This is a genomic window from Klebsiella sp. MISC125, assembly GCF_051131775.1.
Classification (GTDB): domain Bacteria; phylum Pseudomonadota; class Gammaproteobacteria; order Enterobacterales; family Enterobacteriaceae; genus Klebsiella.
Genome location: NZ_CP180448.1, coordinates 5,401,719 through 5,414,200, shown reverse-complemented (window position 1 = coordinate 5,414,200; position 12,482 = coordinate 5,401,719). Strand labels below are relative to the sequence as shown.

The 12,482-nt window shown below is 55.5% G+C and carries 15 protein-coding genes and 1 pseudogene; 8 read left to right on the top strand and 8 right to left on the bottom strand.

Features of this window, described 5'->3' with window-relative positions; translation table 11 throughout:
* From ACMYSL_RS25365 to ACMYSL_RS25345, 5 genes are all read right to left on the bottom strand, one after another.
* Complete coding sequence (locus ACMYSL_RS25365; protein ID WP_112215164.1) at positions 1-285, bottom strand: BMC domain-containing protein; 285 nt, start codon at positions 283-285, stop codon at positions 1-3.
* Positions 286-301: 16 nt separating this feature from the next.
* Positions 302-580: a BMC domain-containing protein gene (locus ACMYSL_RS25360; protein WP_110277400.1), complete on the bottom strand. Its 279-nt coding sequence runs from the start codon at positions 578-580 to the stop codon at positions 302-304.
* A gap of 406 nt (positions 581-986) precedes the next feature.
* Positions 987-1,505 carry a FidL-like protein gene (locus ACMYSL_RS25355; protein WP_182235992.1) on the bottom strand — a complete coding sequence of 173 codons (519 nt, stop codon included), beginning with the start codon at positions 1,503-1,505 and terminating at the stop codon, positions 987-989.
* Positions 1,502-2,305, bottom strand: coding sequence for a winged helix-turn-helix domain-containing protein (locus ACMYSL_RS25350; protein ID WP_434660319.1), 804 nt, complete (start codon positions 2,303-2,305; stop codon positions 1,502-1,504). The genes ACMYSL_RS25355 and ACMYSL_RS25350 overlap by 4 nt, the downstream gene beginning before the upstream one ends.
* 145 nt (positions 2,306-2,450) lie before the next feature.
* Entirely contained in the window at positions 2,451-3,035 is a 585-nt protein-coding gene (locus ACMYSL_RS25345; protein WP_434660317.1) for a TetR/AcrR family transcriptional regulator, read from the bottom strand.
* A 262-nt stretch (positions 3,036-3,297) separates the two neighbouring features.
* Between ACMYSL_RS25345 and ACMYSL_RS25340 the strand changes: the two genes are divergently transcribed.
* The 3 genes from ACMYSL_RS25340 to ACMYSL_RS25330 are packed head-to-tail and all read left to right on the top strand — an operon-like array spanning position 3,298 to position 6,670.
* Positions 3,298-3,957, top strand: a complete 660-nt coding sequence (locus tag ACMYSL_RS25340; RefSeq protein ID WP_112215159.1) for a vWA domain-containing protein — start codon at positions 3,298-3,300, stop codon at positions 3,955-3,957.
* Positions 3,954-4,715 (top strand): PP2C family serine/threonine-protein phosphatase, encoded by a 762-nt coding sequence (locus ACMYSL_RS25335; protein WP_434660315.1) that lies wholly within the window; start codon positions 3,954-3,956, stop codon positions 4,713-4,715. The genes ACMYSL_RS25340 and ACMYSL_RS25335 overlap by 4 nt, the downstream gene beginning before the upstream one ends.
* Positions 4,712-6,670: a helix-hairpin-helix domain-containing protein gene (locus ACMYSL_RS25330; RefSeq protein ID WP_434660314.1), complete on the top strand. Its 1,959-nt coding sequence runs from the start codon at positions 4,712-4,714 to the stop codon at positions 6,668-6,670. Before ACMYSL_RS25335 ends, ACMYSL_RS25330 begins: the two co-directional genes overlap by 4 nt.
* 61 nt (positions 6,671-6,731) lie before the next feature.
* Here the strand turns inward: ACMYSL_RS25330 and ACMYSL_RS25325 are convergent, their stop codons facing one another.
* The gene (locus tag ACMYSL_RS25325; RefSeq protein WP_434660312.1) at positions 6,732-7,514 is read right to left on the bottom strand and encodes an NAD(P)H-dependent oxidoreductase; all 783 of its coding nucleotides are present in this window, start codon (positions 7,512-7,514) and stop codon (positions 6,732-6,734) included.
* An 87-nt stretch (positions 7,515-7,601) separates the two neighbouring features.
* Between ACMYSL_RS25325 and ACMYSL_RS25320 the strand changes: the two genes are divergently transcribed.
* The 4 genes and pseudogenes from ACMYSL_RS25320 (at position 7,602) to ACMYSL_RS25305 (ending at position 9,530) form a co-directional block, all read left to right on the top strand.
* Positions 7,602-8,510, top strand: coding sequence for a LysR family transcriptional regulator (locus ACMYSL_RS25320; protein ID WP_434660310.1), 909 nt, complete (start codon positions 7,602-7,604; stop codon positions 8,508-8,510).
* Positions 8,504-8,926: a FosA family fosfomycin resistance glutathione transferase gene (locus ACMYSL_RS25315; protein ID WP_434660308.1), complete on the top strand. Its 423-nt coding sequence runs from the start codon at positions 8,504-8,506 to the stop codon at positions 8,924-8,926. The genes ACMYSL_RS25320 and ACMYSL_RS25315 overlap by 7 nt, the downstream gene beginning before the upstream one ends.
* Positions 8,927-9,145: 219 nt before the next feature.
* Positions 9,146-9,241, top strand: a pseudogene (locus tag ACMYSL_RS25310) (BrnT family toxin); the annotation flags it as partial.
* Positions 9,228-9,530 (top strand): BrnA antitoxin family protein, encoded by a 303-nt coding sequence (locus tag ACMYSL_RS25305; RefSeq protein WP_434660306.1) that lies wholly within the window; start codon positions 9,228-9,230, stop codon positions 9,528-9,530. The pseudogene ACMYSL_RS25310 and the gene ACMYSL_RS25305, both read left to right, overlap by 14 nt.
* A 232-nt stretch (positions 9,531-9,762) precedes the next feature.
* On the opposite strand, the gene ACMYSL_RS25300 is transcribed toward ACMYSL_RS25305, so the two are convergent.
* Together ACMYSL_RS25300 and ACMYSL_RS25295 are read right to left on the bottom strand one after the other, a co-directional pair.
* Positions 9,763-11,106 (bottom strand): APC family permease, encoded by a 1,344-nt coding sequence (locus ACMYSL_RS25300; protein WP_181483779.1) that lies wholly within the window; start codon positions 11,104-11,106, stop codon positions 9,763-9,765.
* The gene (locus ACMYSL_RS25295) at positions 11,103-12,014 is read right to left on the bottom strand and encodes an acetamidase/formamidase family protein (RefSeq protein WP_434660304.1); all 912 of its coding nucleotides are present in this window, start codon (positions 12,012-12,014) and stop codon (positions 11,103-11,105) included. The genes ACMYSL_RS25300 and ACMYSL_RS25295 overlap by 4 nt, the downstream gene beginning before the upstream one ends.
* A 64-nt stretch (positions 12,015-12,078) precedes the next feature.
* Between ACMYSL_RS25295 and ACMYSL_RS25290 the strand changes: the two genes are divergently transcribed.
* Positions 12,079-12,327 (top strand): hypothetical protein, encoded by a 249-nt coding sequence (locus tag ACMYSL_RS25290; protein WP_434660303.1) that lies wholly within the window; start codon positions 12,079-12,081, stop codon positions 12,325-12,327.
* The last annotated feature ends 155 nt before the right edge of the window (positions 12,328-12,482 follow it).

The following is a 12,482-nucleotide window of genomic DNA, read 5'->3' as shown; positions in this document are numbered from 1 at the left end:
TTATTCGGCCATTTTGTAATGCGAGACGATTTTGTTGATGTCGTTATGTGGGCGGGCGATAACCAGTGAGGTCACCACTTCGCCGATGCGCTGCGCAGATTCCACGCCGGAATCAACCGCCGCCTTCACCGCGCCGACGTCGCCTTTCACCATCGCGGTGACGAGGCCGGAGCCGACGTTTTCATAACCAATCAGCTCAACGTTGGCGGCTTTGCACATCGCATCTGCCGCTTCAATGCAGGCCACCAGACCTTTGGTTTCAATCAAACCTAATGCATCACCCATTTGCGTTCTCCTGGCCTTAAGCCCTGTGTTTAATGACAATTTTGTTGATGTCGTTATGTGGACGCGCAATCACCAGCGACGTCACCACTTCCCCTATGCGCTGCGCGGATTCCACACCGGAATCTATTGCTGCTTTCACCGCGCCGACGTCGCCCTTCACCATCACGGTGACCAGACCGGAGCCGATGTTTTCATAGCTAATCAGCTCGACGTTGGCGGATTTGCACATGGCATCCGCTGCGGCAATACAGGCCACCAGACCTTTGGTTTCGATAAGCCCTAATGCATCACCCATGTTTTCTCCTCCAGAACAGGTTTTGTGATTCGGGAAAACCGTCCGCGTAACGGCGTCAGGACGCGGAAGCGGTGTTCGGGGTTCACTATAGGGCGTGGGCGGTGAAGTGAAATTTAAATCCGTGAGGCGGGTATTTTTAGTTTTTTACTCTGTGATTTAGGTTGTATGAGGTTGGTATTTATCTGTTTGTGCTGCAGTTGAGGGGAAGATTTGGCGACGGTTATGGCGTTTTTTTCACCATTTAGTCGGAAGCCGATAGATGTTAACAGGTTGCTAATTTATTGCAGGAGAGGGGTAATTTAACCCTTCGTGAAGTGCGGGAAAGATCGTGTTTTGGCGGTGAGGCTAAATGCAAAAAGTGCGGTTTTAGTGGGAGAGGCGGAGCAGGAAAAAAGACACTGTGAGCTTAATCAAGTTTACTGCCGGACTTCAGCGTGCAGACGTAGAGCGGCGAGTTAATAGAACTGAGCAGAATCGCTTTCTCATTGAGCTTCTGGGCGTTGAGGAACAGACCATCGTGGCTGTCGGACATCTCACGCATAAAGTAGTCGAAGATAACGTCCGGTGACTCATCGATGGATGAGGCGCTGGATTCCCATTTGCTGATGCGGTAGTGGCGCTCGGTGGTGGAGATGCGCTTGCTGGTGTAGCTGAATTTGACGTAGCGTTGCAGATAAAGCCAACCGGCGGCGGAGTCGGTATAGCCTTCAACCACCATCGAGCCTTTACCGTTGGCGGCAAAATTGAAATGGATATTGCCGTTCACGTTCTCTTTTTCCATGTTTTCAAAGCGCATAATCGCCTTCGTGGAACAGCTCATGATCCCGCCATTGTCTACGGGCAGCAGCTTCCAGGCACAGAACCCAGTGGCGGCAATAAACACCAGGCTGGAAAGAGCGAAAAAAGGGCGAGGGGCGAGTCTCATTGCGGCTTCCATGAATAGTAAAAATAGTTATCGCAGTAGCTGAACGGGTTATCTTCGTGCATCGCGCAGTGGGCGAGGAATACGCGACCCAGGCCGTTGGTTTCCAGCCGGTCGCCATAGAAGAAGACGAAGCGTTCGCCGGGTTTGCACTCCAGCTTCAGGCGCTGGCGTACGGCATCAAAATTCTTGCCATAGGCGGTTCCGGCAACGGAGCGCAGCATCTCATCGCTGGCCAGCAGCTCGCACTGGCTGTGGCTCATTTGCGTTAGCATGATGGGGCGCGACTCGCTGGTGCCAAGAAAGCTACACACCACCAGCAGCAGGGCGATGGTCAGCAGGCAGCCTCCGGCGAGATACCAGCAGGTGCCGCGCGCGTGCCGCGTGGAAACAGGCTTTTGTTCTGGCGGCGCGGCGGTTTGGTCTGGCTCAGGATCGATAGCGGGCTGCGGCGGTGCTGGTTCAGGGATAGCGTCCAGCATCTCGATGGTGAGATCCGGATTGAGCTGCAGCAGGCCGCGCGACACGGTGACAATAATGTTATCGATATCGTAGTGGCGAAAGGTTTTGCGCAGCATGCTCAGATACTGATTGAGATTGCTGTTCGACGAAGTTAACCCGTTATCATCCCAGACCTTTTTAAGCACCTCATCACGGCTAACCACGGCGGTATGGCGCAGGAAAAACCACAGCAGCGCGTTGGCGGTAATTGACAGCTGGCTGTCCGCCTCATCGCTTCCCGGTAGAGTTAGTGTGCCGTCCGTTGCATCATAAATAAGACGGCCATGGATGTTATAACGCATCGCGGCCTCAATCTATCACGTCATACTTCACGTTGCAGGTGCGTTGGCTGCGCTCGCTCACCTTGGTCACATAGTTATCTATGCTCCCAGGGATTCGCTCCCTTGCCGCCTTCCTGCAACGCGAATTATTTAGTGTATATATGCTTCACGCAGGAAGCGTCATCTTCGTCAGATCGCTGACCAGCGACTGCCGGTGCCCGGCGCTCATCGTGCGCCCCTCAGTTAACTCCGATAGCCAGATGCCGTCCGCCGCATAGCGCACCAGAGTGCCGGTATGGCTATTGTCCAGCTCATCGCCCTTCGCCAGATGGTCAAGCATCCAGTCGCGCCAGCATTTTCGCAGTACCGGTTCATCCGGCATTGCCAGCGACAGCACCATTAACTGGCGGCTCTCCTGGGTGTCCGTCAGCTCAGGGGCCGACAGATAGCGCAGATACGCGCGGGTAAAGCGGCCATAAGAGATATTATCCGCAGCCATCAGCTCGGCGATCGCCTCTTCCATAATCGCCAGCAGACGAGCAAATAGGGCAAAAATCAGCGCCTGTTTGTTGGGAAAATGGTGCAGTAGACCGCCTTTACTCACTCCAGCCTCGCGCGCAACGGCGTTCAGCGAGAGAGCGGCGATGCCGTCACGACCGGCAATGGTGGCCGCTGATTCCAGCAACTGCTTGTATAAACGAACGGGGTCTTTCTTTCGATGTTGGGCTTCTGTATTCATGGCCCGAATCATACCGACCAGACGGTATGATTATTCTTGATCGCTATCAATATGCGAAGAGGCGCACCGGGACGGGATTCGGTTATTGCGTGGAGGCTCACAATTCACCTTATTAATTGTGGTGGTATTCTTCGCCGCCTGCTCTGCGCTAACCCATTTATTATTTACTGTTTTTTTAATTTCCCAGGTTATTATCACCTCTGCCAACGTTAGGTATGGGATGGATTATCCACCTCGTTGTGATGACACCACTCAAATAAAGAAAGGAATTCTCATGAGCGAACAAATTACCTTTGGTACCAGTGATTTTGCCAGTAATCCAGAGCCACGCTGCCCTTGCGTACTGCTGCTGGATGTCTCAGGGTCGATGATCGGCCGCCCTATCAATGAACTCAATGCCGGTCTGATGACCTTTCGCGATGAACTGCTTTCAGATGCGCTGGCGATGAAGCGTGTGGATTTAAGCATCGTGACGTTTGGCCCGGTAAAAGTGGAACAACCGTTCACTAGCGCGGAAAGCTTCTTCCCGCCAATTCTCTACGCGCAGGGAGATACGCCAATGGGGGCGGCTATCACTCAGGCGCTCAACATGGTTGAAGAGCGCAAGCGCGAATATCGTGCCAACGGTATTTCATATTATCGCCCGTGGGTCTTTCTGATCACCGACGGCGGGCCGACGGATAGCTGGCAGTCGGCGGCGGCCATGGTCAGCGAAGGCGAAGCCGCCAAAAAGTTCGCCTTTTTCTCCATTGGCGTACAAAGCGCGGATATGAACACGCTGGCGAAAATTAGCGTACGGCAGCCGCTATCGTTACAGGGACTGCAGTTCCGTGAACTGTTTAGCTGGCTTTCCAGCTCGCTGCGTTCCGTTTCCCGCTCCACGCCGGGAACCGAAGTCGCGCTTGAATCGCCAAAAGGTTGGGCGTCAGTGTGACCTGGTGTCTGGTTTATGGTTCCAACGTCGGTACGTCTCATCTCAGCACCCAAACCCCTTGCCAGGACCGCAGCCTGGCAAGGGTTGATATGCTCAACGATGGGCAGCCGCTGCTTTCAATGTTTGTCTCCGACGGCGCAGGCAGCGCGCAGCGGGGCGGTGAAGGGGCGGAACTGGCCGTTGAAGCTGCATCGGCCTGGCTGACTAACCGAGTACGTCAGGGCGCGTTTGAGCTTAATGAAGCGTTAGCAGTTGATATCGTACTGGTCATAAAGGAACGAATTCTGGCGGTGGCCGCCGCCCACTCACTGATAGCGCGCGATTATGCCTGCACTTTTTTAGGCGTACTTTCTATGGAAAACGCGACGCTTATCATGCAGATTGGCGACGGCGGCGTAGCCGTGGATTGCGGCGAAGGGCTGGAGGTTCCGCTGGTACCGATGACCGGCGAGTATGCCAATATGACCTGGTTTGTGACGGATGAAGACGCGGTGAACGTACTGGAGACGCATTTCATGCCAGCGCGGGCGCTGAAGGTCGCGGCGTTTACCGACGGTATCCAGCGGCTGGCGCTTAATCTTACGGACAATACTCCTCATGAGCCTTTTTTTACGCCATTTTTCAACGTGATGGCCAGCGTTTCACCGCAGCAAGCGGCAATGTTACCGGACCTGTTGGTCGAATTTTTGGGCAGCCCGTCGGTTAATGAACGCACGGATGATGATAAAACGCTGGCGCTGGCGTTGTGGGTGCCATGAAAGGACATTTATATACATCCACCGGCGATGCGGTGACGCTGGGGAGGAAGTTAGGCAAGGGTGGTGAAGGCTCGGTATTTGAGGTTAAGGATTTTCGCGACAGCGTTGCCAAGATTTATCACACGCCGCCGGATAACCTGAAGCAGGCTAAGCTGAGCTTTATGGCGGCAACAGCAGACGAGCAGCTATTTAGTTATATTGCCTGGCCGCAGACGACCTTGCACGCCGGGCACGGAGGTAAGGTGGTGGGCTTCCTGATGCCTAAAGTCACAGGAAAAGAGCCGATCCATATGGTCTATAGCCCCGCGCATCGGCGGCAGCATTACCCTGATTCAGCATGGGATTTTTTGCTGTATGTTGCTCGCAATATCGCCGCCTCTTTCGAAACTGTCCACGCTCACGGGCATATTGTCGGTGATGTGAATCAGAACAGCTTTATGGTGGGGAAAGACAGCAAAGTTGTTCTGATAGACAGTGATTCGTTCCAGATTAATGAACAGGGCACGCTGCACCTTTGCGAGGTCGGCGTGGCGCATTTTACTCCGCCGGAGCTGCAATCATTACCTTCCTTCTCCGGTTTTAGCCGTACGCCAAATCATGATAACTTCGGTCTCGCGCTGCTTATTTTTCATGTTTTGTTTGGCGGTCGGCACCCTTATTCCGGTATCCCGTTGTTAAAAAAGGCGGGTAATGCGCTGGAATCGGATATTGCGCATTTTCGTTACGCTTACGCCAGCGATAATCAGCAGCGCGGCTTTCGGCCGCCTCCGCGCTCTATTCCCATATCGATACTTCCCCATTCGCTGGCCTCTATGTTTCATCTGGCGTTCACCGAACAAGGGGTTGAAAAAGGGCGCCCGACGGCGCGGCAGTGGGTTAGCGCGCTGGATGAGCTGCGCCAGCAATTAAGAAAATGCGCCGCGTCCGCAATGCATGTTTTCCCCCGCCATTTAACCCACTGCCCCTGGTGCGAGCTTGAAGATCAGGGAATAAGCTATTTTATCGATTTGAATGTTACCGTTAGAACGTCAGCGGGTAATTTTGTTATGGCCAGGGTGATGGGCGCGATCGCGGCAACATCGCCGCCGCGGCCGTTGAATCTTCCCTCCGCTTTACATTATCAGGTCACGCCTCGCCCGTTACCGCAGAATATCCCAGGGAAAAAAGCGGTTACCGTCGCTCAATTCGTGGTGGCGTTTATTGCCATCGTGATAATGGTTGTGACGATGAAAGTTTTCTATATGTCGCAGGGATGGCTCTGGTCGCTGATTGGCGGCGCTCTGGCGGTCTGGGGGGTAAAAAATATCGGTGAGCTGATGCGCAAAGAGGAAGTACGGCAGCGCCGTACGGCGATGGATCTTGCTGAAAATGAGTATCGGCAGCTCGTCAATCAGGCGCAGCACTCTTGCGGGCCCGAAGGTTTTATGGCCAAACGCGCGGCGCTGATGCTGCGCAAAGAAGAACTTGATGGTCTGCCGGCAGCGGAAAAGGCAGAGCTCGACGATCTGCAAAAAACGGCGCGGGAACGCCAACGGAATAAATTTCTCGCAACATGCCTGATTGCCTCTGCGTCGATCCACGGCGTCGGCCCTACACGCAAGGCGGCGCTGCTTTCGTCCGGTATTAAAACTGCGGCAGATGTCAGCAAACGAAAGTTAATAACAGTTAAAGGTTTTGGAAATCATCTGGCCCAGGCGGTTCTGGAGTGGAAGGCCAGTTGCGAACGGCGCTTTTTCTTCAACGCGGCCGAAGCGGTACCGCTCAGCGACACCAACGCGGTGAAGGCGAAGTTCGCCGCACGGCGGGTGGCGCTGGAGGCTGTCTTAACTCAAGGTGCGTTAGAGCTGCAGCGTTTTAGCCTAGAGTCTGAGCGGCAGATGTCGATGCTGCGCGAGCCTTTGCAAGAGGCCGCGAAAAAGCTGGCGCAGGCGCAGGCCGATTTTAGCTTATGCTAACTTCCCACCTCGTGAGTTGGCCTGCGGGGGTTAGCGCAGGCCGAATTATTTCGCGTATAGATCAATTATGGTGTAGATGAACCCCTAAGCCGCTTTCACCCGGAGCTAGCTCCGGGCGCAGAGCCAAAGAGGGGATCAGATAGTCGCCGTGGTTTTGACGGCGAAAGGGAATTGGCGCGGTTTCGGTGAGTGTATCCAGCCGCTGAGCCAGTTCGTCGCGCAGCGTATTAAAGCGATGTTCATCGAGTTTGTCGGTACGGTAAAACACCAGCGGCGGCAGCACGTCAAAACCGGGGTAGAACAGCATCCCGTGCTGAATAGGGAACAGTATATCGTCGATAGGACCGTTAATCCCGCGCGGTGCGTAGTGTTCCGCCCATCCTCCGGCGGTGACGATCAGCATCGCCCGTTTGCCCGCGAACGTCCCTTCGCCGTAGCGATCGCCCCAGTGCGTTTCGCTATGTTCGCCGACGCCGTAGGCAAACCCATAAGCGTAAACCCGGTCAATCCAGCCTTTCATAATGGCGGGCATGGAAAACCACCACAGCGGGAACTGAAAAATCACCGTATCGGCCCACAGCAGCTTCTCCTGTTCGCCAGTGATATCCGCGCTTTGCGTGCCGTGGGCAAAGGCATATTGTGAATCCCGCGTTGCCCGCCAGGCATCTCCGACCGGCAAAGCGCTGCTGTCATCGGCATCAAATCCCGCCTTCCAGCGCATGGCGTAAAGATCGGAAACCTGTACTTCGTGACCGGCATTTTGCAGATGCTGGACGGCAAAATCTTTCAGCGCGCCGTTAAGCGAATGCGGTTCGGGATGGGCATAAATCAGTAACACTTTCATTGAGATCACCTCTGAGTCATGGAGAGCTGCAGAGTAGAGGGCACGGCGTTATAGTAGAAATGAATTACCTCAATGACAGGTATAGTGATGATTAATATTCAGCGTCTGGACCTCAATCTGCTGCGCACTCTCGACGTTCTGCTCAGCGAACATAACGTCACCCGAGCGGCGCAGCGTCTTAATTTGTCGCAGCCCTCGGTCAGCGTTCAGCTGGCGAGGTTGCGGGAGATTTTTGCCGATCCGCTGCTGCTGCCGGGGCCGCGTGGGATGCAGCCTACCGCCCGCGCTGATGAACTGCGCGGACCGCTGCGCGATGCGCTGCTGGCGCTGGAGCTGGCGGTCGCGCCAGTTCAGACTTTTGACCCGGCGACGGCGGCGCAGACCTGGCGGGTGGCGGCAACGGACTATATGGCCTCGGCGATCCTGCTGCCAGCGCTCAACGCGCTGCGTACTGCTTCTCCAGCCAGCCGCCTGGCGGTGTTTGAACTACAACCCTCGCGGTTGATTCAGCAGGCGGATCGCGATGAAGTAGATCTGTTTTTCCATACTCACGATGGTGCGCCGCCGGGGTTGCATCAGCGTCTGCTGTTCCGCGAACGCTACGTGCTGGCGGGCAGAGCGGGGCATCCGGCGTTGCAATCCGCGTTAAGCCTGGAGCAGTTCTGCCAGTTGGATCAGGTGATCGTCTCGCCGGACGGCGGGGGATTCAGCGCGGCAACCGATACCGCGCTGGCGAACCTCGGTCTGGCGCGGCGGGTTGTCCTTTCGGTGCCACATTTCCTGTTTATGCTGGAGACGCTGCGCAATAGCGAGCTGGTGGCGGTGCTGCCGGAGCGCCTGGTGCGTGGAGCAGGCGGCCTGACGGTGGTTGAACTGCCGCTGGCGGTGGCCGGGTTTGATATGCTGATGCTGTGGCACGAGCGCTGGCACCGCGACCCGGCGCATCGGTGGCTGCGTCAGCAAATCGTCATGTCATTAGAGGATAAGCCATGTTAAGCGGATTAAATCACCTGACCCTGGCGGTCAGCGAGCTGGCGCCGAGCGTGGCGTTTTATCAGCAGCTTTTGGGGATGACGCTGCACGCGCGTTGGGACACCGGCGCGTATCTCTCCTGCGGCGATCTGTGGCTGTGCCTGTCGCTGGACCCGCAGCGGCGCGTTATCCCGCCCGAGGAGAGCGATTACACCCATTACGCGTTTAGTATTGCGCAAGAAGACTTTGTGGCGTTTTCCGAGCGTTTGAATGCGGCTGGCGTCCCGGTATGGAAGGTGAATAAAAGCGAAGGCGCATCGCACTATTTCCTCGACCCGGACGGCCACAAGCTGGAGCTGCACGTCGGCAGCCTCGCCCAGCGCCTGACCGCCTGCCGGGAGAAACCCTATAAAGGCATGGTGTTTTTTGGCGAGGACTAACAGTAGCGCCTTCCTGAAGCTGCATTGCGCATTGTTTCCCCGGAGGCGGCGCTCAACGCGCCTGTCCGGGCTACCTGTCCGCAGACGGCTGGGAACCTATAGTCCGGCTAAGCGCAGTGCCACCGGGGAGAGAATCTTTACAAACTTGCCTCTGAATATGTGAAGTTTTTTCCAACGTTGAGAGTGTTATCTCCAGATAATTGTATGTACTTTTTTGTATATACAATCCGTTTTGAAAGTGGAACAGAGGTCGTTCGTATTATCAGTGCCCGGAAGGCGAGCAGCAAAGAGAGGAGTCGTTATGAACATGGTTAAACATAAACGCGATAACCCGGTTGCGCTTACAGCCGAGCGAGATGCTGAACTTAAAGCGCTGGCGAAGAAAACGGATGATGAAATTGATTACAGTGATATCCCGGCAACGGAGGATGAACAGTGGTCAGATGCGGTACGCGGCAAATTTTATCGACCGCTAAAAACGCAGACTTCCGTGCGCATTGATGCCGATGTCATGGAGTGGCTTAAACGCCCTGGGAAAGGCTACCAAACCCGCTTGAATACAATCTTAAGAGAAGCGATGATTCGCGATCTTAATAAGAAATAACCTGCCTTATGTTTCCCCGGAGGCGGCGCTTGACGCGCCTGTCCGGGCTACCGTTTTGCAGACGGCTGGGAACCCGTAGCCCGGTCAGCGCAGCGCCATCGGGAAGATAATCTGAAGCTGCATTGCGCGTTGTTTCCCCGGAGGCGGCGCTTGACGCGCCTGTCCGGGCTACCGGTCCGCAGACGGCTGGGAACCCGTAGCCCGGCTAAGCGCAGCGCGAGCCGGGGAGAGGCTACCCTTCCAGATTTAGTTCGATATTACGTTTGAGCACCAGGCGCATCATGACGTAATAGACGACGCCCACTGCCAGCCAGCTCAGCCCGAGCACCTTCGCCTGAGCGTCCATCTCATAGATAACAAAGCCGATGATACACAGACCCACCACCGGGAACAGCAGATGCATCACCAGATTGCGTGACTTATTGCGAATGATGTAATGGTTGATCACGGCGATATGCAGCACCAGGAAACCCATCAATGCGCCGAAGTTCACCAGGCGGCTAAGATTATCGATATCACCATAGAACCAAAGGCCGGAAACCAGGGAAATCAGCGCCACAAACAGGGTGCTGACGTAAGGCGTTTTCAGCCGCGGATGTACTTTCGCCAGCAGTTTCGGCAGCTGCTTATCACGCGCCATCGCAAACAGAATGCGCGACACGGCAGCCTGCGCCACCAGCGCGTTGGCAATCCCCCAGGAGATCACCGTTGACCACATAGTGACGTACTTCAGCCAGTTGCCTCCCGCCAGATTCGCGGTGTCGTAAAAAGCTGTATCGAGGCTGCTGAACGTCATCCCCTGCGCCAGATCGGCGGCAATCCAGGTTTGCAGGATAAACAGCGAACCCACCAGCATTAATGCGCCCAGCGAAGCCTTGCCCACGGTATCGACGCCGCCTTTCGTTTCTTCCGAAAGCGTGGAGATCCCGTCGAAACCCAGGAACGAGAGGACGGCGATAGAGACCGCGCCCATCACCAGCGGCAGGCTGAACTTATCGGCGTTATACAGCGGGTCGAGCGTCAAATGGCCTGCGCCCGCGCCGGAATAGAGCGCGATCAGCCCCAGCACGACGAACACCGACAGCACCACGATTTCGGCGATCAAAATCGTGTTATTGGCGCGCGCGGTAAAGGTAATGCCGCGCAGGTTAATCAGGCTGTTGATGGCGATAAAACCGACGATCCACAGCCAGCCCGGAACGCCAGGCAGCATGGGCGCAAGGGCGGCTGCGCTGACGATATAGAGCAGCGACGGCACCAGAATATAGTCTAGCAGGATCAGCCAACCGGCAAAAAAGCCGACAATGGGATGAATGCCGCGCTGGGCATACGCGTATACCGAACCGGAAACCGGGAAGGCGCGCGACATCGACCAGTAGCTCATGGCGGTAAAGAACATTGCCACCATGCCGATGAGGTAGGCCAGCGCCACCATTCCCTGCGCGCCGTCCCAGACGTAGCCAAAGACGCCAAACGGCGCGATGGGCACCATAAAAATCATGCCGTAGACCAGCAGGTCGCGGAACGTCAGCGCTCGGTGCAGCTCCTGCTTATAGCCAAACTGTTCGACGCTCATGCCTGCTCCCCTTCAATACGCAGGGAGAGCTGTTCAGCCACTGATTTCGGTAAGGCATAACGACAGGTTTTCAGCGGGTCGACCACCTGACAGATTTGCAGATCGCCTGCGATGCTCAGGATGCTGATGGCTTCCGCCAGCGTCAGGGATGTGTTATCCGCGATAAAGTGCGCCATATGGCGAGTCGCCATCGCGGCGGCCTCATCAAGCGTCAGGGCGGAGGCAAGGGTGAAAAGCGTCTCGCTGTTTTCGAGCATCGGCAGCGGCAGCTTGCGGTTTTTGACCACCGTCAGCTCCACCAGCACTTCACCGGGGATTTCCAGACCGCAGACCGAGACTTCGCCATCGCCCATGGCGGCGTGTAAATCTCCCAGTCCGAACAGCGCGCCGGGCACGTTGACCGGCAACCACAGCGTGCTGCCTGCGGTAATCATTTTGCAGTCCATATTGCCGCCGTGGCTATCCGGCGTGCCGCAGGAGAGGGCTTCACCAGCCGGGGCGACACCGATCACGCCAACCATCGGATTGAGCGGAACGCGCACGTTACCGGGCAGTACGGCATGGTCGTTTTCAATGGGGACGATAGTGACCTTCGGGGCATCGAGTTCGTCGCCAATCACGCCCAGCTGCGGCGCGGTGACCATCACCGCTTGCTGACCTGTCAGGGTAATACGCTTGATCGTAACCTTAAGCGCATCGCCCGGCTCGGCACCCTCAACGTACACCGGCCCGGTCGCCGGGTTAATACGCTGCCAGTCCAGCTCGTTGAATACGGCATCGGCAGAGGTGATTTGATCAGAGAAGCAGTCGCAGGTTTCGAACAGCACCTCACTACCGCTACTTACGGAGGCGACAGGGGCGTTATCCCGCGACATGGCGTAAACCACCTGGTCTTTGGTTATTTTCATGACATTCATCCCGATTATATTGTTGTGTTTTTATATTTAGAATTCCCTTGCAGGGAGAAGGTGAATGTATCGGGATTATGATGGGAAGGCAATTACGCAAGATTTTATAAACACAAATGATATGTATTTTATGATAAATCATATATTTAAGTATATTGGCGGTGGTGATGATTTATATGCTGATTATTTTAATTTTGGTTGTCATTTGTTAATTGTTTACTGCGATGAATTGATTATTCAGCATATTGCTCTGCTGACACACTGTAAGGATTTTTGTTCTCAGGGAAGGGAAAATCCCGGAGGCGGTGCTTGACGCACCTTTTCCGGGCTACCGGTCCGCAGATGGTTGGATACCTGTAGCCCGGTCAGCGCAGCGCCACCGGGAAGGAAACCTGAAGCTGCATTGTGCGTTGTTCCCTTGAGGTGGCGATTAACGTCCAGACCTGCAGACAGCTGAAATGCTCTGTG

Bases quoted from the DNA above. Each gene is read 5' to 3' on its own strand.
- ACMYSL_RS25330 (WP_434660314.1), top strand. From the start codon at position 4,712: ATGAAAGGACATTTATATACATCCACCGGCGATGCGGTGACGCTGGGG.
- ACMYSL_RS25325 (WP_434660312.1), bottom strand. From the start codon at position 7,514: ATGAAAGTGTTACTGATTTATGCCCATCCCGAACCGCATTCGCTTAAC.
- ACMYSL_RS25340 (WP_112215159.1), top strand. From the start codon at position 3,298: ATGAGCGAACAAATTACCTTTGGTACCAGTGATTTTGCCAGTAATCCA.
- ACMYSL_RS25345 (WP_434660317.1), bottom strand. From the start codon at position 3,035: ATGATTCGGGCCATGAATACAGAAGCCCAACATCGAAAGAAAGACCCC.
- ACMYSL_RS25300 (WP_181483779.1), bottom strand. From the start codon at position 11,106: ATGAGCGTCGAACAGTTTGGCTATAAGCAGGAGCTGCACCGAGCGCTG.
- ACMYSL_RS25290 (WP_434660303.1), top strand. From the start codon at position 12,079: ATGTATCGGGATTATGATGGGAAGGCAATTACGCAAGATTTTATAAAC.
- ACMYSL_RS25320 (WP_434660310.1), top strand. From the start codon at position 7,602: ATGATTAATATTCAGCGTCTGGACCTCAATCTGCTGCGCACTCTCGAC.
- ACMYSL_RS25350 (WP_434660319.1), bottom strand. From the start codon at position 2,305: ATGCGTTATAACATCCATGGCCGTCTTATTTATGATGCAACGGACGGC.
- ACMYSL_RS25365 (WP_112215164.1), bottom strand. From the start codon at position 285: ATGGGTGATGCATTAGGTTTGATTGAAACCAAAGGTCTGGTGGCCTGC.
- ACMYSL_RS25305 (WP_434660306.1), top strand. From the start codon at position 9,228: ATGAACATGGTTAAACATAAACGCGATAACCCGGTTGCGCTTACAGCC.
- ACMYSL_RS25360 (WP_110277400.1), bottom strand. From the start codon at position 580: ATGGGTGATGCATTAGGGCTTATCGAAACCAAAGGTCTGGTGGCCTGT.
- ACMYSL_RS25295 (WP_434660304.1), bottom strand. From the start codon at position 12,014: ATGAAAATAACCAAAGACCAGGTGGTTTACGCCATGTCGCGGGATAAC.
- ACMYSL_RS25355 (WP_182235992.1), bottom strand. From the start codon at position 1,505: ATGAGACTCGCCCCTCGCCCTTTTTTCGCTCTTTCCAGCCTGGTGTTT.
- ACMYSL_RS25315 (WP_434660308.1), top strand. From the start codon at position 8,504: ATGTTAAGCGGATTAAATCACCTGACCCTGGCGGTCAGCGAGCTGGCG.